Raw genomic sequence first — 16,682 nt, forward strand, 5'->3', positions numbered from 1 at the left:
CGAAGGCGCCTCATTCGTCGGGGCAAAGGCGAAAGAGCGTATAGGCATTGGATTAGAATGAATGCGCAGGCTTGAACCGCGGCGCGCAACGTCGAAGGCGCTGAAAGACAGCGATTATAAGTGCGAACGGTAACGCTTCCTTCGCGCGAGCTTTCAAGCTGGCTTCCCTGTTTCGCGATGCCGAAATGCATGCGCAGCATTCGTCATGTCATGCCTCGCAGTCGTTCGCGCGCATGTTGGTGTGTCGGGCGCGCTTCTGTCGTCACGACCCGTACGCCCTTATGGCTGCATCGCCGAGAATTCATCAATCAAATACAGAAGAGGTAGCCATCTCATGAGCCAAGTATCCCAGTCCATTTTCAAGGCTTACGACATTCGCGGTATCGTCGGCAAGACGGTCGATAGCGATGTCGCGAGAAGCATCGGCCGCGCGTTCGGCAGCGAGATCCGCAAGCAGGGCGGCGATTCGGTCGTCGTGGCGCGCGATGGCCGGCTCTCCGGTCCCGAACTCGTCGGCGCGCTTGCCAACGGCCTGCGCGAAGCGGGCGTCGATGTGATCGACATCGGCATGGTGCCGACGCCCGTCGGCTACTTTGCTGCGAGCGTGCCGCTGCCTTTGCCTTCGGGCGAACGGCGCGTGGATTCGTGCATCGTCGTGACGGGCAGCCACAATCCGCCCGACTACAACGGCTTCAAGATGGTCCTGCGCGGCGCGGCCATTTACGGCGAGCAGATTCAGGGCCTCTATCAACGAATCGTCAATGATGACTTCAGTTCGGGCGAGGGCAGCTACACCGAGTTCGACGTCTCGCAGATGTATCTCGACCGCATCGTGTCGGACGTGAAGCCGGTGCGCGGAATGAAGATCGTCGTCGATGCGGGCAACGGCGTTGCGGGCGGACTCGCGCCGCGTCTTTTCAAGGCGCTCGGCTGCGAGCTGGTCGAACTCTTCACGGACATCGACGGCAACTTCCCGAACCATCACCCGGACCCGGCGCATCCCGAGAACCTGCAGGACGTGATTCGCGCGCTGAAGGAAACGGACGCCGAAGTCGGCTTTGCATTCGATGGCGACGGCGACCGTCTCGGCGTCGTGACGAAGGACGGCCAGGTGATTTTCCCCGATCGTCAGTTGATGCTGTTCGCGCAGGAAGTGCTGTCGCGCAACAAGGGCGGCCAGATCATCTATGACGTGAAATGCACGCGCAATCTCGCGAAGTGGGTCCGCGATCAGGGCGGCGAGCCGGTCATGTGGAAGACGGGCCACTCGCTCGTGAAGGCGAAGCTGCGTGAAACGGGGGCGCCGCTCGCAGGCGAAATGAGCGGCCACGTGTTCTTCAAGGACCGCTGGTACGGCTTCGACGACGGCCTGTACACCGGCGCGCGCATGCTCGAAATCTTGTCGCGCGTAGACGATCCGAGCAAGCTGCTCAACGACCTGCCGAACTCCCTTTCGACGCCGGAATTGCAACTGAAGCTGGAAGAGGGCGAGAACTTCGAACTCATCTCGCGTCTGCAGAAATCGGCGAAGTTCGAAGGCGCGGACGACGTGCTGACCATCGACGGTTTGCGTGTCGAATACCCGGATGGTTTCGGTCTCGCGCGTTCGTCGAATACCACGCCCGTGGTCGTGATGCGTTTCGAAGCGGATAGCGAAGAAGCGCTAAAGCGCATTCAGGAAGACTTCCGCCGCGTGATTCTGGCGGAGAAGGCGGACGCGAAGCTGCCGTTCTGACAGAGGCTTGGCGAAGACGGCGCGATCGCGAGGTCGCGCCGTTTTTTTGTTTCGCGCAAAGCTGTCGAATATCGGTACGTTCGCCCCGCCCGCGAACCAACCCGCGCTAAAATCCCCGCTCCCGTTTCCTCTTCGTCGCGCGAGCCGCGTCTTTCCTCTTAGCGTGCAAAAGATCCTGATCGTCCGGGTGTCGTCGCTTGGCGACGTCGTTCACAACATGCCGGCCATCGCCGACATTCGCCGCCGCTATCCCGATGCGCAAATCGACTGGCTCGTCGAGGAGAGCTTCGCGAGCCTCGTCGAACTGGTCAGTGGCGTGCGCCGCGCGATTCCGTTTTCGCTCAGACGCTGGCGCAAAGGTTTCGCGTCTGCGGCGAACTGGCGGGAGATTCGCACGTTCCGGCGTGAACTGGCGGCGGAGAAATACGATCTCGTCATCGATTGCCAAGGGCTCATCAAGACCGCATGGGTCGCAAGCTGGGCGCGCGGGCCGCTCGTCGGACTCGCGAATCGCACGGAAGGAGCGGGCTTCGAATGGCCGGTGCGTTTCTTCTACGACCGGCGCGTGCCGATCGAACCGCGCACGCATGTCGTCGAACGCACGCGGCAACTCGTGGCCGCCGCGCTCGACTTGCCGCGCCCGCAGACGAGCGACGACATCGACTTCGGCATCGACACGCGCCGCGCCGCGCTCGCCGTGTCCGCGCTCGGTTTGAATCTGCCGGTGCCGTACGTTACGTTCGTGCACGCCACGTCCCGCGCGGACAAGCAATGGCCCGAAGCCGCGTGGATCGAACTGGGACAGGCGCTCGTGACGCGCGGCGCGTCCATCGTTCTGCCGTGGGGCAGCGACGCCGAGCGCGCGACGAGCGAGAAGCTCGCGAAGGAGTTCGGCGCGGCGGCCATCGTGCCACCGAAGCTCTCGCTGCCCGCGGTGGTCGGCCTGATCGATGGCGCAGCCGCGACCGTCGGCGTCGATACCGGCCTCGTGCATATTGCCGCAGCCCTGAAGCGGCCCACCGTCGAGTTGTACAATTTCTCGACCGCATGGCGCACGGGCGGTTACTGGTCGCCGAACGTGATCAACCTGGGCGACGCGAGCCGGCATCCGACGCTCTCCGAAGTGAAATCCGCGCTCGCGGGCTTCGGCCTGCTCTGACGCTTAAGGGTGACGCGTGGCGCCGTGCGCGAGCCAACTCAAGTTCGAGAGCACATGACGGAATCTCAAATCATCGAAGTCGCTTCGTGCGACTGGCAGGGCAAGAACCTGTCGGTGCCGCGCGAGGCGCTGCTTGCCGGCGTGGAAGACGGCAAGGTCCTCTATTTTCCCAATCTGCGTTTTGCAATCGAAGGCGGCGAGCGCGCGCTGCTCGACCCGAAGATCGCGGACCCGAAGCGCAAGAACATCAGCCTCGCGCCTAACGGCGGCGCGCTCAACGGCGTCCTCGGCGACAACGTGATGCAGTCGGCGGTGCGCTCGCTCATCGCGCGGTATCAGGCGAATGCGCGCTCGCTCGTCGACGGCCTTTTTCCCGAATACGACGGCAATCTGCGCGTCGCGCCGACGAGCCTGCGGCTGCATCAGGTGGAAACGCGCGAAACGTCGTGGCGCAAGGACGACAGCCGCCTGCATGTGGATGCCTTCCCGTCGCGCCCGAACTACGGCGAGCGCATTCTGCGCGTCTTTACCAACGTGAATCCGAACGGCACGCCGCGCGTGTGGCGCGTCGGCGAGCCGTTCGAGCACATGGCGCGGCGCTTTCTGCCCGACATCAAGCCGCAGGCGCCGGGTTCGGCGTGGCTCATGAATCTGCTGCACATCACCAAAAGCAAGCGCAGCGAGTATGACCATCTGATGCTGCATCTGCACGACGCGATGAAGGCAGACCTCGATTATCAGAAGTCCTCGCCGCAGGAAACCATGCCGTTTCCGCCCGGCTCGGTGTGGATCTGCTTCTCCGATCAAACGTCGCACGCCGTGATGTCCGGCCAGTTCATGATGGAGCAGACATTCTTCCTGCCCGTGAAAGCGATGGCGCGGCCCGATCACGCGCCGCTCGGCATCCTCGAACGGCTCAAGGGCAGGGCGCTCGTTTGAGCGGCGCCCCTTCCGCCCCGTCCGCGCCCGCTGCGCCGCTCTCGGCTGTCGTGCTGAGGGCGATTTATCGCGCGATGTGGTGGATCGTCGCGCCGCTCGCGGTGCTGCGGCTGCTGATTCGCTCGCGCAAGGAACGCGGCTATCGCGAGCATATCGGCGAACGCTTCGGACGCGGCCCCGCGCGCCGCGCCGACGATCTCGCGCCGCTCATCTGGGTGCACGCGGTGTCGGTCGGCGAGACGCGCGCCGCGCAGCCGCTCATCGAAGCGTTGATGAAGGCGCACCCCGAAGCGCGTCTCCTCATCACGCACATGACGCCGAGCGGCCGAGCGACGGGCGTCGAACTCTTCGGCAATCGCGTGATGCGCAGCTATCTGCCCTACGACTTGCCGCATCTCGTGCGGCGTTTTCTGCGCGCGTGGCGGCCGTCGCTCGGCATCGTGATGGAAACGGAAGTCTGGCCGACGCTTATCGACGAATGCCGGCGCGCCGACGTGCCGCTCGTGCTGACGAATGCGCGCATGTCGGAGCGGTCGTATCGGCGGGCGGCGCGCTTTGGCCGTCCGGTGCGCGAAGTCTTCGGCGGTTTCTCGCGCGTGCTCGCGCAGACGCCTTCCGACGCGGAACGGCTCACCGCGCTCGGCGCGCGCAACGTGGCGGTGCTCGGCAATCTCAAGTTCGACATGACCGCGCCGCCCGAACTCGTGGCGCGTGGCCAGGCGTGGCGCGCGGCTATCGGCGAGCGGCCCGTGTGGGTCGCCGCGAGCACGCGCGAAGGCGAGGAAACGCTCGTCCTGCGCGCGTTCGCCGGGTTGAACGTGCCGAACGCGCTGCTCATTCTCGTGCCGCGCCATCCACAACGTTTCGACGAAGTCTCCGCGCTGATCGCGACGGCGGGCATGACGAGCGCGCGCCGTTCGGTCTGGGCGCCGAAGCCCGTGGCGGCGGGATCGGGCGCAGACGTGCCGCCGCCGTTGCCGTCGAGCGTGCAGGTTTTGCTCGGCGATTCGATGGGCGAGCTCGGCGCCTACTATGCGGCTGCCGACCTCGCGTTCATCGGCGGCAGTCTGCTGCCGCTCGGCGGGCAGAATCTGATCGAAGCGTGCGCGGCGGGCGTGCCGGTGCTGATCGGGCCGCATACATTCAACTTCACGCAGGCGACGAAGGACGCGATCGCGGCGGGCGCGGCGCTGCGCGTCGAGAATCCGCAAGGCCTCGCCGAGGGCTTGCGCGAGCTTTTCAACGACAAGGCGCGCCGCATTGCGATGAGCGCGGCCGCAGCGGCGTTTGCGGCGCGGCATCGCGGGGCGACGGAACGCACCGTGGAAATCCTCGGCGTGATGCTGGAGGAGGAAAGTGGGCGGCTCAGTCAGGCCGACTCGATGCGGTTCGTGGAATGACGCTTGCGAAACGATGAATGGATCGACCGCCTGCGCGGCAACAGGCATAAAAGCGCACGGTCGGTCGGGAATACGACCGGCAGACGCGGATCGACCCTTTCACGTTGTGCGAACGAAGAGGACTCCAGCATGAAGACAGCTCCGCCCAGCAGCAAGACCGAGCAGGACGTCAAGGCAGAAAAACAGTCCGGCAAGCCCGCGACGACCAGCAGCAGCAAGCCCGCCAGCGGCCAGCATGCGGCGAATCACACCAAGGCCGGAAAGGACCATGGCGCCGGCGGCGGCGCGAAGCAGCGGCACGGGCCGCGCTGAACTTTTTGGTCGCCGGAATGCGCGGCCACTGGCGATGCACGTCGCCGTCGGCCGCGCGCCATTCAGCTAGCCAGCAGGCCCTTCTTCTCGATAAAGGCGATCACGCTATCGAGCCCGCCGAGCGCTTTGAGATTGCACATGACGAACGGCCGCTCTCCGCGCATCTTTTTCGCATCGGACGCCATCACGTCCAGATTCGCGCCGACGTAAGGCGCGAGGTCCGTCTTGTTGATGACGAGCAAATCCGACTTCGTGATCCCAGGCCCGCCCTTGCGCGGAATCTTCTCGCCGCCCGCCACGTCGATCACGTAGATGGTCAGGTCCGAGAGTTCGGGGCTGAACGTCGCGGCCAGATTATCGCCGCCGGATTCGATGAAAACGATATCCGCATCCGGGAAGCGCGACACCATGCGATCCACCGCTTCCAGATTGATCGACGCGTCTTCGCGAATCGCGGTATGCGGACAGCCGCCCGTTTCCACGCCCATGATTCGCTCGGCGGGCAAAGCGCCTGCGACGGTCAAGAGCCGCTGATCTTCCTTCGTGTAAATGTCGTTCGTGATGGCGACGAGATCGTAGCGATCGCGCATCGCCTTGCAGAGCATTTCGAGCAGCGTCGTCTTGCCGGAGCCGACCGGTCCGCCGACGCCCACGCGCAACGGCGGCAGTTTCTTCGTACGACGAGCGGCGGCGGAATAAGCGGGAGCGTTCATGCGATATCGGTTCTGAGCAGGAAAGTTACGAGCGAAAGAGCCGCGAGTATTGCGACTCGTGCCGTGCGGACAAGATGCCGAGTTGCGGCGCGAATGTGTTGATTTCATCGGGCGATGTGACCAGCGCGCGAGCCACCGCGTCGTCTATCGGTCCGCGCAACGCGACGATGATCCGCTGCCCCGCGAGCTGACCGAGCGGCACGGCCTTCAACGCAGCGGCCGCCTGGTTCTCGACCCAGCTGAACGCATACGCGGCAAGCGCGGCGTCGGGCGCGGCGTCGTGGGCATACGCGGCGAATGCAAACGCTGTCGGTTGCGCGATGGGCTTCATCGCGGCGAGCGTTTCACGGCGCGCCGCATCGCCCCATTCGAGCGATGCGCACAGTTGCGCGAGCGACCAACCCATCTGTTCCGTTTCGCGCCGCAGTTCGGCGGATTCACGGCTCGCGATGTATTCGTCGTTGGCATGCGCGAGCGATGTTGCGTCGTGCGTACGCCAGCGTTCCATCTGATGCGCGATGAACGGCAACTCGCCGCGCGCCAGCACGTTTGCGAGACCGCTTGCGATCCATTCGCGCGTGGTGTCGGCATCGCGAATAAAGCCGTGTTCGATCGCAGCTTCGAGACCCTGCGAATAACTGAACGCGCCGATAGGCAGCGCCGGCGACGCGAGATGCAACAGCGCAGTGAGTTCAGTCGTGCGCATGACCGTGGTGATGATGATGCCCATGCGCGTGGTCATGTGAATGATCATGGCCGCATGACGAATGATCGTGGCCGTGATGCTCGTGATAGACCTTCTGCGCGAGCGCGTAGTCTTCGCTGAACGTCTCGTCATGACCATGCTTGTGACCGCCGCCATACGCGCCGGTCTCCGGCTGAAACGGCTGCGATTCGCGCGTGACGGTGGCGCCCAGCCGCGCGATCATGTCTTCCAGCACGGCATCGGCTTCGAGCTTTAGATGATCCGCGTGGATCTCGACGGGCGTGTGCCGATTGCCCAAGTGATACGCCACGCGCATCAGCGTGAGCGGATTCACCGCGCGCACGACGAGCACGTCCTCGGCCGCAGCGACGATGCGCACGAGCCCGCCGTCGTCGGCAACGAGCACGTCGTCATTCGCGAGCACGGTGCCGCGCGGCATCACGAGCGCGACTTCCTCGCCGTTGTCGAGCGTGGCGGCAAGACGGCTCTTGCAGCGCGCCTCGAAAGCGAGTGTCAATGTGGGCGCGCGCTTGATGAGCACGGAAGCCAGTTTGGCGGTAAGACGTTTGTCGATGGTACGCATGAGACGGTCAGAACAGGAAGTAGCGTTGCGCCATCGGCAGCACGGTGGCGGGATCGCAAGTGAGCAGTTGTCCATTCGCGATGACCTGATAGGTCTGCGGATCGACGCTGATGGACGGCTGCCATGCATTGTGGATCATGTCGGCCTTCGTCACATTCCGGCAGTTCTTCACCGCGACCACTTGTTTCTTGAGGCCATAGCGATCGGTGATACGCGACTCCATCGCCAGTTGCGACACGAACGTGAGCGACGTCTTGCCGAGCGCGCCGCCGCGCGTCGCGAACATCTCGCGGTAATGGACCGGCTGCGGCGTCGGAATCGACGCGTTCGGATCGCCCATTTGCGCGAGCGCGATCATGCCGCCCTTGACGATCATCGCGGGCTTCACGCCGAAGAACGCCGGCTCCCAGAACACGAGATCGGCCCACTTGCCCGGCTCGATGGAACCGACTTCATGCGCGATGCCGTGCGTGATCGCAGGGTTGATCGTGTACTTCGCGACATAGCGTTTCGCGCGGAAGTTGTCGTTGCGTGCGTTGTCCTCCGCAAGCGCGCCGCGCTGCACTTTCATCTTGTGCGCCGTCTGCCACGTGCGGATGATGACTTCGCCCACGCGGCCCATCGCCTGCGAGTCGGACGACAACATCGAGAGCGCGCCAAGATCGTGAAGAATGTCTTCCGCTGCGATGGTCTCGCGGCGAATGCGCGACTCCGCGAACGCAATGTCTTCCGCAATCGACGGGTCCAGATGGTGGCACACCATCAGCATGTCGAGATGCTCGTCGAGCGTGTTGACGGTGTAGGGCCGCGTCGGATTGGTGGAAGAGGGCAGCACGTTCGGCTCGCCGCACACCTTGATGATGTCGGGCGCATGGCCGCCGCCCGCGCCTTCCGTGTGATACGTGTGAATCGTGCGGCCCTTGAACGCGGCCACCGTCGTTTCGACGAAGCCCGCTTCGTTCAGCGTGTCCGTGTGAATGGCGACTTGCGTGTCGGTATCGTCCGCGACGGAAAGACAGTTGTCGATGGCCGCGGGCGTCGTGCCCCAGTCCTCGTGCAGCTTGAGACCAATGGCGCCCGCCTTCACTTGCTCGATGAGCGGCTCCGGCAGGCTCGCATTGCCCTTGCCGAGAAAGCCGAGGTTCATCGGCCAGCCATCGGCGGCTTGCAGCATGCGTTCCATGTGCCACGGCCCCGGCGTGCAGGTGGTCGCGTTCGTGCCCGTGGCGGGACCTGTGCCGCCGCCGAGCATCGTCGTGACGCCGCTTGCGAGCGCCTCGTCGATCTGCTGCGGGCTGATGAAATGGATATGCGTGTCGATGCCGCCCGCGGTCACGATCATGCCTTCGCCCGCGATCACTTCGGTGGCCGCGCCGATCGCAATGGTCACGTTCGGCTGGATGTCGGGATTGCCCGCCTTGCCGATGGCGAAGATGCGCCCGCTCTTGATGCCGATATCCGCCTTCACGATGCCCCAGTGATCGAGAATCAGCGCATTGGTGATGACGGTATCGACCACGTCGGCGGACGTGCGCTGCGACTGGCCCATGCCGTCGCGAATCACCTTGCCGCCGCCGAACTTCACTTCTTCGCCATAGGTCGTGAAGTCCCGTTCGACTTCGATGATGAGATCGGTGTCCGCGAGGCGCACGCGGTCGCCGGTGGTCGGGCCGAACATTTCCGCATATGCGCGGCGGCCGATGCGTAGCGTCATGTCGTGAATATCCTGATCAGAGTGGGCCCATCACGAGGCCGTTGAAGCCATACACGTGGCGATTGCCCGCCAGCGCGACGAGTTCGACCGTGCGTTCCTGTCCCGGCTCGAAGCGCACGGCGGTACCAGCCGCGATGTTCAGCCGAAAGCCGCGCGTCTTCTCGCGGTCGAAGAGAAGCGCCGTGTTGACTTCGTAGAAGTGGTAGTGCGAGCCGACCTGCACAGGCCGGTCGCCGCTGTTCGCGACGACGACGGACACGGTCTCGCGGCCTGCGTTGAGTTCGTGCTCGCCGTCGTCGATCAGATATTCGCCGGGAATCATCGCGTGCGTCTCAAGGAATGGGATGGTGGACGGTCACGAGCTTCGTGCCATCGGGGAAGGTGGCTTCGATCTGTATGTCGGGGATCATCTCGGGCACGCCTTCCATGACGTCGTCGCGCGTGAGCAGCGTGGTGCCGTAATGCATGACTTCCGCGACGGTCTTGCCGTCGCGCGCGGCTTCCATCAACGCGGCTGAGATGAACGCGACCGCTTCGGGATGATTCAGCTTGAGGCCCCGTGCGCGGCGCCGTTCGGCGAGCAGCGCGGCCGTGAAAATCAGGAGCTTGTCCTTTTCGCGAGGCGTGAGTTTCATGAACTTGTTCTGTTAGGCGATGGGCTTCGTCATGCTAGCACTTGCTTCTACTTTTTCGGACCGCTTTGTGGCGGGCTTCTCATTGGATGAAGCGTTGCAGTTCGACGCTCGCGGGCCGCTCGAAGATCTGTTCGGGCGAGCCGGATTCCCACACGCGACCTTGATGCATGAAGACGACTTTGTCGCTCACGTTGCGCGCAAACCGCATCTCGTGCGTGACCATGATAAGCGTCATGCCATCGCGCGCAAGGTCTTCGACGACGGCCAGCACTTCGCCGACGAGTTCGGGATCGAGCGCGGACGTGATTTCATCGCACAAGAGCACGCTCGGATTCATCGCCAGCGCGCGTGCAATGGCGACGCGTTGCTGTTGTCCGCCGGACAATTGCTCCGGATAGGCATCGAACTTGTCGCCAAGGCCGACGCGTTCCAGCACCGTATGCGCGGTCGCGCGCGCCTTCGCCTTGTGAATCTTCTTGACGACCGTTTGCGCCAGCATCACGTTCTGCCCGGCGGTGAGATGCGGAAAGAGATTGTATTGCTGAAAGACCATGCCGACCTTGAGGCGCAGCGCGCGCAAGTCGGCGCGGCGCGCGTCGATATGCTCACCGTCGATTTCGATCGAGCCTTCGTCGATGCTCTCCAAGCCATTGAGCGTGCGCAGCAGCGTGCTCTTGCCCGAGCCGCTCTTGCCGATGATGGCTACCACTTGCCCGCGCTCGACCGAGAAGTCGATGCCCTTGAGGACCTGATTCGAGCCGAAATGCTTGTGCAGATTGCGCGTTTCAACGAGCGGCATGCCATTTCCTTTCGAGCGTGCGCGCATAGCGCGTCAGCGGATAGCAGAGAACGAAGTAGATGATCGCGACGAGGCCATAGACGAGAAACGGGCGGAACGTCGCGTTCGAAATCATCGTGCCGGCCTTCGTGAGTTCCGTGAAGCCGATGATGGACACGAGCGCCGTATCCTTCACTGCCTGCACCGCGAAGCCGACCGTCGGCGCCACGGCGATGCGCGTGGCTTGCGGAAGAATTACATGACGAAGCTGCTCGAAATAGCTCATGGCAAGACTGGACGACGCTTCCCACTGGCCCTTCGGCACGGCTTCCACCGCTCCGCGCCATATTTCCGCGAGATAGGCGCTCGTGAAAAGCGTGAGCCCGACGGTGGCGGCGAGCCACGGCGACACATCGATGCCGAGCAAGGGCAGCCCGAAGAAAACGAGGAACAGTTGCATCAAAAGCGGCGTGCCCTGGAAAAGCTGAATGTAGCCCTTCACCAGCGCGCGCAGGACCTCGTACTTCGATACGCGCATCAAGAGAAGCGCGAAGCCGGCGATGCCGCCGAGCACGAACGATACGAGCGACAGCACGACGGTCCAGCGCGCGGCCAGCAGCAGGTTCTCGACGATTTGCGTGAAAGTGAATTCGATCATCGCGCGCGGCTTCCGTTGGCGCGCGCGGCAGGCATGAGAAGACGCTTGCCTGCTGCATTGAGCGCCGCGCGCAGGACGAGCGCGAGCGCCAGATATGAAGCGGTGACCAGGAAGCACGTCTCGAATGCGCGAAAGTTGCGTGACTCGATATAGCTCGCGGCATACGTCAGATCGGGCACGGAAATCTGCGAGACCACGGCGGAGCCGAGCATCGTGATGACGATCTGGCTCGTGAGCGCGGGAAAGACCTTGGCGAGCGCCTGTGGCAGCACGATATGCCGAAAGACTTCCTTGCGCGACATCGCAAGCGATGCCGCCGCTTCGTGATGCCCCTTCGGCACCGCCGCGATGCCCGCACGAATGATCTCGATGGAATACGCGCCGAGGTTCAAGGTCATGGCGATGATGGCTGCGACATACTCGCTCAGATGAATGCCGAGCGCGGGCAGCCCGAAGAACACGAAGAACAATTGCACGATGAACGGCGTGTTGCGGATCGCTTCCACATAGCCGCCGACGACAGAACGCAGCCACGCGCGATGGCTGTCGCGACCCGCCGCGCCAGCGACGCCGAGGGATACGCCAAGCGCCGTCGAGATGGCGGTGAGCGCAAGCGTCGTCGCCGCGCCGCTCGCGAACATGCCCGCGTAGTTCGCGAAGTCGGCGAATTCCAGTTGATAGGCCATACGATTGGACGCCTTGCGTTACAGACTCGCGGGCAGCGGCTGGCCGAACCACTTCTTCGACATGGCGTTGAGCGTGCCGTCCTTCTTCGCCTGCGCGATGGTGTCGTCGATCTTCGCCATCAAGCGCGGCTCGTTCTTGTTCATGCCGACGAAGCAGGGCGAATCCTTGATGATGAACTTCGCTTCAGGCCGGCGCGGCGGATTTTTCGAAAGGATCGCCGCGGCGACGATATTGCCCGCCGCGATCAACTGCACTTGTCCCGAGAGAAACGCGGAGATGGTCGCGTTGTTGTCCTCGAAGCGTTTGATGGTGGCGTTCGGCGCCATTTGCGACAGCGCGATCTCTTCCAGCGCGCCGCGCGTCGCGCCCACCGTCTTGCCGGTGAGATCGGCGGGGCCGCTCACCTTGATGTCGGCGGGACCGAAAACGCCCTGGAAATAAGGCGCATAAGGCGTCGAGAAGTCCAGCACTTTCTCTCGCTCGGGCGTCTTGCCGAGCGACGAAATCACCAGATCGACCTTGTTCGTCGTGAGGTACGGAATGCGGTTCGCGCTGTTCACGGGCACGAGTTGGAGCTTGACCTTCATCGACTTTGCGAGCAATGCGGCCATGTCCACGTCATAGCCTTGCGGTTGCATGTCGGCGCCGATCGAGCCGAACGGCGGATAGTCCTCGGGCACGGCTACGCGCAGCGTGCCGCTCTTGGCGATGGTATCGAGCGCATCGGCGTTTGCCGGAGCAGTGAAGGCGAAGAGCGGCGTGACGGCGAGGGCGGTGAGTGCGATGCGTCGCGCACGGAACAACAGCTTCGGCATGGATGATCCTTCAGGCTTTGTGACGCCGCATTGCTTGCGCGGCTTTTGGAGCCGAGCTTCAAAGCGAGAGCCGTGCCATCGACACGAAAGCCTTATCTCACATGCGTTCGTAGCGGCATACGCGCCGTTGCGCACACAGGCGGGGCGCGCGTATGCGCCGTGATGGTGCGTGCTCAGGTGTTCCAGAGTCTGAGCGGTTGCGCAGCGGCGCCATGCACGAGCGGACGCAGTTGCGTCCAGCAATCGGTGAGTGCGCGTTGCAGCGGTTCCATTGATCGGCTGATGGCGCGCACGATCAACACGCCCGGCGCCACGCACGATGCGCCGGCGCGCATCTGATCGTTGAACGGCAACTGCGCGGTGAGGGCTTCGGCCAACGTGTCGTCGCATACGGGTCCGATGGCCCATAGCGTGCCGTAGGCCGGGAAGCCTGCGAGCCCTTGCGATGCTTCGCGCAACGGGTCGCTCGCATCGATCAGTGCGCGCTCGAACCACAGCATGCGTCCATCGCTACTCGCAATGCGCGATACCGCCTCGATGCGCCCTTGCGTCCAGCGTTCGCCGGCGGCGGCGCGGCCGAGCAACATCGCATCCCAGCCGATGGCCGTCGCGCCTTCATCGAGCGTGACGTTGAAGGAGAGCTCCACGTTCGACGATTCGAACACGATGTTGTTTTGCGGGAGCCAGTCGAGCTTCGCGTTTCGGGCAAGACGAATGTCGATGCGCTGCGTCGCGAGCTTGCCGTTCGCCTTGTACCACTTGGTCGCGCCGGGCGTGGTGATGACGGCATGCGTGTCTTCGCCGAGCTTCACGTCGATGGACAGACGGTCTCCACCCGCCACGCCGCCCGGCGGATGCACGATGACCGCGTGACAGATATCGCCTTCGGGATAGAGCGGTCGTTGCACCCGCAGCGGTCCTTCATGCTTGCGATGCGCGCAGACCGTGCGGCCATGCTGCCGGGCAAAGCCGAGTTCGAGCGTGCCGCGCCAGGTATCCGGCTGCGCGAGTGCCGCGTGAGATTCGTGATGCATGGAAGCAGTGCGTTAAGAGCGGTCCACCATCATACGGCGATCAGCTCGCGCACTCCATTCGCATCCATCTCCGAACCAGCGCCGCCAGCGACGATCTCGCCGCGACTCATCACCCAATAGCGATCCGCGAGTTCGCGAGCGAAGTCGTAATACTGCTCGACGAGCAGCACCGTCATGCCCATTTCATCGACGAGCTGACGCAGCGTGCGGCCGATATCGCGAATGATCGAAGGCTGAATTCCTTCCGTCGGTTCATCGAGAATGAGCAATTGCGGCTCGCTCATCAAGGCGCGGCCAATCGCGAGTTGCTGCTGCTGTCCGCCCGAAAGATCGCCGCCGCGCCGATGTTTCATGTCGCGTAGCACGGGAAAAAGCGCATAGATGTGGTCGGGAATCTTGGAAGGCGCCTTGCGGCTCGCCGCGCCGACGAGCAGATTCTCTTCGACGGTGAGACGCCCGAAGATATCGCGGCCCTGCGGAACATATGCGAGACCGCTCGCCACGCGCGCATGCGTCGGCATCGAGGATATCTTCGCGCCGCGCCATGTGATGTTGCCGCTGCGTGTCGGCACCACGCCCATCAGGCAGCGCAGCAGCGTAGTCTTGCCGACGCCGTTGCGGCCGAGCAGCACGGTGAGCTTGCCTTCGGGCACGGTCATCTTCACGTCGCGCAGAATGTGACTGCCGCCGTAATACTGATTCAGCGATTCGACTTCGAGCATGGAGTGGTTCCAGTATCAACGGCCAAGATAGGATTCGATGACGGCTTCGTCGCGCTTCACGCCGTCGAGCGTGCCTTCGGCGAGCACGCTGCCCTCGGCCATGACCGTCACCTTGCCGCTGTCGCCCGCGAGCGCCGCGACGAACTCCATGTCGTGCTCGACCACCATCATCGAACACGTGCCGCGCAGCTTGTTCAGCAAGTCGGCCAGTTCCATGGTTTCGTGATCGGTCATGCCGGCAGCGGGTTCGTCGAGCAGCAGCAGGGCAGGCTGCTGCATCAGCAACATGCCTATTTCCAGTCGCTGCTTCTGTCCGTGCGACAACTCGCCGGCAAGTCGTGTGGCCTGATGCTGCAAGCGAATCAGCTCAAGCGTCTCTTCGATGCGCGCCTGCGCCGCGCGATCCAGCCGCGCGCGCAGCGACGCGAACCATCGCTTGTCCGTCTTCATCGCGAGTTCGAGGTTCTCCCACACCGGATGATTCTCGAAGACAGTCGGCTTCTGAAACTTGCGGCCGATGCCGGTGCGCGCGATCACAGGCTCCGACATGCGCGTGAGATCGAAGGTCTGCCCGAGAAAGACTTTGCCGTCGTCGGGCCGCGTCTTGCCCGTGATGACGTCCATCATCGTGGTCTTGCCCGCGCCATTGGGGCCGATCACGCAGCGCAATTCGCCCACATCGATGGACAGCGTGAGCTTGTTCAGCGCGCGGAAGCCGTCGAAGCTGACGGTCACGTCTTCGAGATAAAGGATCGTGCCGTGCGATACGTCGATCTCGCCGGGCTGAAGCACATGGCCGAGTCCCGAGCGGACGTTGATGTTCTTGTGTCCTGATTCGCTCGAATCGGGCGCCTGAGGAATCGGCGGCAAGTCGACGATCAATGCGTAGTGCGCGGTCATTCTGCGGCGTCTCCTTGCGCTTTGCGGCGGCGAGCCAGGTCGATGAGACCCATGATTCCGTTAGGCAACAGCAGCGGCACGAGCGTGAAGATGAGGCCGAGGAAGAACAGCCAATATTCCGCGAAATACGCCGTGAAGAAGCTCTTCGCGCCGTTGACCGCGAACGCGCCGATGATGGGCCCGATCAACGTGCCGCGCCCGCCGACCGCGACCCAGATCGCCATTTCGATGGAGTTGGCGGGCGACATCTCGCTCGGATTGATGATGCCGACCTGCGGCACGTACAACGCGCCCGCGATGCCGCACAGCACCGCCGACACCGTCCAGATGAAGAGCTTGTACGCGAGCGGGCTGTAGCCCAGGAACATGAGCCGCGCCTCGCCGTCGCGCACGCCGGTCACGACGCGTCCGAGCTTGGACGTGACGATCCACCGCGCGACGAGAAAGGCGAGCACGAGCACCGCGAACGTGATCAAAAAAAGCACCGTGCGCGTGCCCGCGTGCGTGATCTGAAAGCCCGCGATGCGTTTGAAGTCGGTGAAGCCGTTATTGCCGCCGAAGCCCGTCTCGTTGCGATAGAAGAGCAGCATCGCGGCGAACGTCATGGCCTGCGTGATGATCGAGAGATACACGCCCTTCACGCGCGAGCGGAACGTGAAGAAGCCGAAGACCCATGCCAGCACGCCCGGCACCAGCACGACGAGGACCAGCGCATACCAGAGATGTTCCGTGCCTTGCCAGTACCACGGCAGCTTGTGCCAGTCGAGAAACACCATGAAGTCCGGCAGATCGCTCTGATATGTGCCTTCGCGTCCGATGGAACGCATCAGGTACATGCCCATTGCATAGCCGCCGAGCGCGAAGAAGAGCGCGTGACCTAGGCTCAGAATGCCGCAGTAGCCCCAGACGAGATCGAGCGCCAGCGCGCCGATGGCATAGCACATGAGCTTGCCGACGAGCGTCATCGCGTAGGCCGACAAATGGAACGTGCTCGTTTCCGGTAACACGAGCGCCGAGAGCGGCACGCAGATGCCCATCGCAACGATGAGCGCGAGCAGTGCGATCCAGCCATTACGCGGCAACAGCGCGGCGCGCGGTGGCAGGCCGAGTGCGAAGCCCGCGCGTGCAGCGCTTGAATCGGGTTGCGGCGCGACGTCGAGATTCGCGCTGATGTTGGTCGAGGCGGTCATGG

Annotated in this window: 19 protein-coding genes; 5 read left to right on the forward strand and 14 right to left on the reverse strand. The window is 63.6% G+C overall.

Features of this window, described 5'->3' with window-relative positions:
- The first annotated feature begins 334 nt into the window (after positions 1 to 334).
- The 5 genes from P9239_RS08105 to P9239_RS08125 all read left to right on the forward strand — a co-directional run bounded on the left by P9239_RS08105 (position 335) and on the right by P9239_RS08125 (position 5,545).
- Positions 335 to 1,735, forward strand: coding sequence for a phosphomannomutase/phosphoglucomutase (locus P9239_RS08105; RefSeq protein WP_309749987.1), 1,401 nt, complete (start codon positions 335 to 337; stop codon positions 1,733 to 1,735).
- 163 nt (positions 1,736 to 1,898) lie between these two features.
- Positions 1,899 to 2,894 (forward strand): lipopolysaccharide heptosyltransferase I, encoded by a 996-nt coding sequence (gene waaC / locus P9239_RS08110; RefSeq protein WP_309749988.1) that lies wholly within the window; start codon positions 1,899 to 1,901, stop codon positions 2,892 to 2,894.
- A gap of 54 nt (positions 2,895 to 2,948) precedes the next feature.
- On the forward strand, positions 2,949 to 3,833 hold the full coding sequence (locus P9239_RS08115) for a Kdo hydroxylase family protein (RefSeq protein ID WP_309749989.1): 885 nt from the start codon (positions 2,949 to 2,951) through the stop codon (positions 3,831 to 3,833).
- Positions 3,834 to 3,883: 50 nt separating this feature from the next.
- The gene (waaA, locus tag P9239_RS08120) at positions 3,884 to 5,233 is read left to right on the forward strand and encodes a lipid IV(A) 3-deoxy-D-manno-octulosonic acid transferase (protein ID WP_309753939.1); all 1,350 of its coding nucleotides are present in this window, start codon (positions 3,884 to 3,886) and stop codon (positions 5,231 to 5,233) included.
- Positions 5,234 to 5,362: 129 nt separating this feature from the next.
- Entirely contained in the window at positions 5,363 to 5,545 is a 183-nt protein-coding gene (locus P9239_RS08125; RefSeq protein WP_250534487.1) for a hypothetical protein, read from the forward strand.
- Positions 5,546 to 5,607: 62 nt separating this feature from the next.
- On the opposite strand, the gene ureG is transcribed toward P9239_RS08125, so the two are convergent.
- The 14 genes from ureG to urtC all read right to left on the reverse strand — a co-directional run bounded on the left by ureG (position 5,608) and on the right by urtC (position 16,680).
- Entirely contained in the window at positions 5,608 to 6,258 is a 651-nt protein-coding gene (ureG, locus tag P9239_RS08130; protein WP_309749990.1) for an urease accessory protein UreG, read from the reverse strand.
- Positions 6,259 to 6,283: 25 nt separating this feature from the next.
- Positions 6,284 to 6,964 carry an urease accessory UreF family protein gene (locus P9239_RS08135; RefSeq protein WP_309753940.1) on the reverse strand — a complete coding sequence of 227 codons (681 nt, stop codon included), beginning with the start codon at positions 6,962 to 6,964 and terminating at the stop codon, positions 6,284 to 6,286.
- Positions 6,951 to 7,547 carry an urease accessory protein UreE gene (ureE, locus tag P9239_RS08140; protein ID WP_309749991.1) on the reverse strand — a complete coding sequence of 199 codons (597 nt, stop codon included), beginning with the start codon at positions 7,545 to 7,547 and terminating at the stop codon, positions 6,951 to 6,953. Before ureE ends, P9239_RS08135 begins: the two co-directional genes overlap by 14 nt.
- Positions 7,548 to 7,554: 7 nt before the next feature.
- Positions 7,555 to 9,261, reverse strand: a complete 1,707-nt coding sequence (ureC, locus tag P9239_RS08145) for an urease subunit alpha (RefSeq protein WP_206466785.1) — start codon at positions 9,259 to 9,261, stop codon at positions 7,555 to 7,557.
- Between the two features lie 16 nt (positions 9,262 to 9,277).
- Positions 9,278 to 9,583, reverse strand: coding sequence for an urease subunit beta (locus P9239_RS08150; RefSeq protein WP_175944699.1), 306 nt, complete (start codon positions 9,581 to 9,583; stop codon positions 9,278 to 9,280).
- 10 nt (positions 9,584 to 9,593) lie between these two features.
- On the reverse strand, positions 9,594 to 9,896 hold the full coding sequence (locus P9239_RS08155) for an urease subunit gamma (RefSeq protein WP_008342482.1): 303 nt from the start codon (positions 9,894 to 9,896) through the stop codon (positions 9,594 to 9,596).
- 79 nt (positions 9,897 to 9,975) lie between these two features.
- Complete coding sequence (locus P9239_RS08160) at positions 9,976 to 10,695, reverse strand: amino acid ABC transporter ATP-binding protein (protein WP_309749992.1); 720 nt, start codon at positions 10,693 to 10,695, stop codon at positions 9,976 to 9,978.
- On the reverse strand, positions 10,682 to 11,332 hold the full coding sequence (locus tag P9239_RS08165; RefSeq protein ID WP_309749993.1) for an amino acid ABC transporter permease: 651 nt from the start codon (positions 11,330 to 11,332) through the stop codon (positions 10,682 to 10,684). Before P9239_RS08165 ends, P9239_RS08160 begins: the two co-directional genes overlap by 14 nt.
- Complete coding sequence (locus P9239_RS08170; RefSeq protein ID WP_309749994.1) at positions 11,329 to 12,018, reverse strand: amino acid ABC transporter permease; 690 nt, start codon at positions 12,016 to 12,018, stop codon at positions 11,329 to 11,331. Before P9239_RS08170 ends, P9239_RS08165 begins: the two co-directional genes overlap by 4 nt.
- A gap of 18 nt (positions 12,019 to 12,036) precedes the next feature.
- A complete protein-coding gene (locus tag P9239_RS08175; RefSeq protein WP_309749995.1) occupies positions 12,037 to 12,834 on the reverse strand; it encodes a transporter substrate-binding domain-containing protein in 798 nt (265 codons plus the stop codon).
- Between the two features lie 173 nt (positions 12,835 to 13,007).
- The gene (locus tag P9239_RS08180) at positions 13,008 to 13,868 is read right to left on the reverse strand and encodes an urease accessory protein UreD (protein ID WP_309749996.1); all 861 of its coding nucleotides are present in this window, start codon (positions 13,866 to 13,868) and stop codon (positions 13,008 to 13,010) included.
- A 29-nt stretch (positions 13,869 to 13,897) separates the two neighbouring features.
- Positions 13,898 to 14,590: an urea ABC transporter ATP-binding subunit UrtE gene (gene urtE / locus P9239_RS08185; protein WP_309749997.1), complete on the reverse strand. Its 693-nt coding sequence runs from the start codon at positions 14,588 to 14,590 to the stop codon at positions 13,898 to 13,900.
- Positions 14,591 to 14,605: 15 nt separating this feature from the next.
- Positions 14,606 to 15,490: an urea ABC transporter ATP-binding protein UrtD gene (gene urtD / locus P9239_RS08190; protein WP_309749998.1), complete on the reverse strand. Its 885-nt coding sequence runs from the start codon at positions 15,488 to 15,490 to the stop codon at positions 14,606 to 14,608.
- Positions 15,487 to 16,680 carry an urea ABC transporter permease subunit UrtC gene (urtC, locus tag P9239_RS08195; RefSeq protein ID WP_309750000.1) on the reverse strand — a complete coding sequence of 398 codons (1,194 nt, stop codon included), beginning with the start codon at positions 16,678 to 16,680 and terminating at the stop codon, positions 15,487 to 15,489. Before urtC ends, urtD begins: the two co-directional genes overlap by 4 nt.
- Positions 16,681 to 16,682 lie beyond the last annotated feature (2 nt).

It is taken from the genome of Caballeronia sp. LZ062, from assembly GCF_031450785.1.
Classification (GTDB): Bacteria; Pseudomonadota; Gammaproteobacteria; order Burkholderiales; family Burkholderiaceae; genus Caballeronia.

Bases quoted from the DNA above. Each gene is read 5' to 3' on its own strand.
- P9239_RS08105 (WP_309749987.1), top strand. From the start codon at position 335: ATGAGCCAAGTATCCCAGTCCATTTTCAAGGCTTACGACATTCGCGGT.
- P9239_RS08115 (WP_309749989.1), top strand. From the start codon at position 2,949: ATGACGGAATCTCAAATCATCGAAGTCGCTTCGTGCGACTGGCAGGGC.
- P9239_RS08125 (WP_250534487.1), top strand. From the start codon at position 5,363: ATGAAGACAGCTCCGCCCAGCAGCAAGACCGAGCAGGACGTCAAGGCA.
- ureG (WP_309749990.1), bottom strand. From the start codon at position 6,258: ATGAACGCTCCCGCTTATTCCGCCGCCGCTCGTCGTACGAAGAAACTG.
- P9239_RS08135 (WP_309753940.1), bottom strand. From the start codon at position 6,964: ATGCGCACGACTGAACTCACTGCGCTGTTGCATCTCGCGTCGCCGGCG.
- ureE (WP_309749991.1), bottom strand. From the start codon at position 7,547: ATGCGTACCATCGACAAACGTCTTACCGCCAAACTGGCTTCCGTGCTC.
- ureC (WP_206466785.1), bottom strand. From the start codon at position 9,261: ATGACGCTACGCATCGGCCGCCGCGCATATGCGGAAATGTTCGGCCCG.
- P9239_RS08150 (WP_175944699.1), bottom strand. From the start codon at position 9,583: ATGATTCCCGGCGAATATCTGATCGACGACGGCGAGCACGAACTCAAC.
- P9239_RS08155 (WP_008342482.1), bottom strand. From the start codon at position 9,896: ATGAAACTCACGCCTCGCGAAAAGGACAAGCTCCTGATTTTCACGGCC.
- P9239_RS08160 (WP_309749992.1), bottom strand. From the start codon at position 10,695: ATGCCGCTCGTTGAAACGCGCAATCTGCACAAGCATTTCGGCTCGAAT.
- P9239_RS08165 (WP_309749993.1), bottom strand. From the start codon at position 11,332: ATGATCGAATTCACTTTCACGCAAATCGTCGAGAACCTGCTGCTGGCC.
- P9239_RS08170 (WP_309749994.1), bottom strand. From the start codon at position 12,018: ATGGCCTATCAACTGGAATTCGCCGACTTCGCGAACTACGCGGGCATG.
- P9239_RS08175 (WP_309749995.1), bottom strand. From the start codon at position 12,834: ATGCCGAAGCTGTTGTTCCGTGCGCGACGCATCGCACTCACCGCCCTC.
- P9239_RS08180 (WP_309749996.1), bottom strand. From the start codon at position 13,868: ATGCATCACGAATCTCACGCGGCACTCGCGCAGCCGGATACCTGGCGC.
- urtE (WP_309749997.1), bottom strand. From the start codon at position 14,590: ATGCTCGAAGTCGAATCGCTGAATCAGTATTACGGCGGCAGTCACATT.
- urtD (WP_309749998.1), bottom strand. From the start codon at position 15,490: ATGACCGCGCACTACGCATTGATCGTCGACTTGCCGCCGATTCCTCAG.
- urtC (WP_309750000.1), bottom strand. From the start codon at position 16,680: ATGACCGCCTCGACCAACATCAGCGCGAATCTCGACGTCGCGCCGCAA.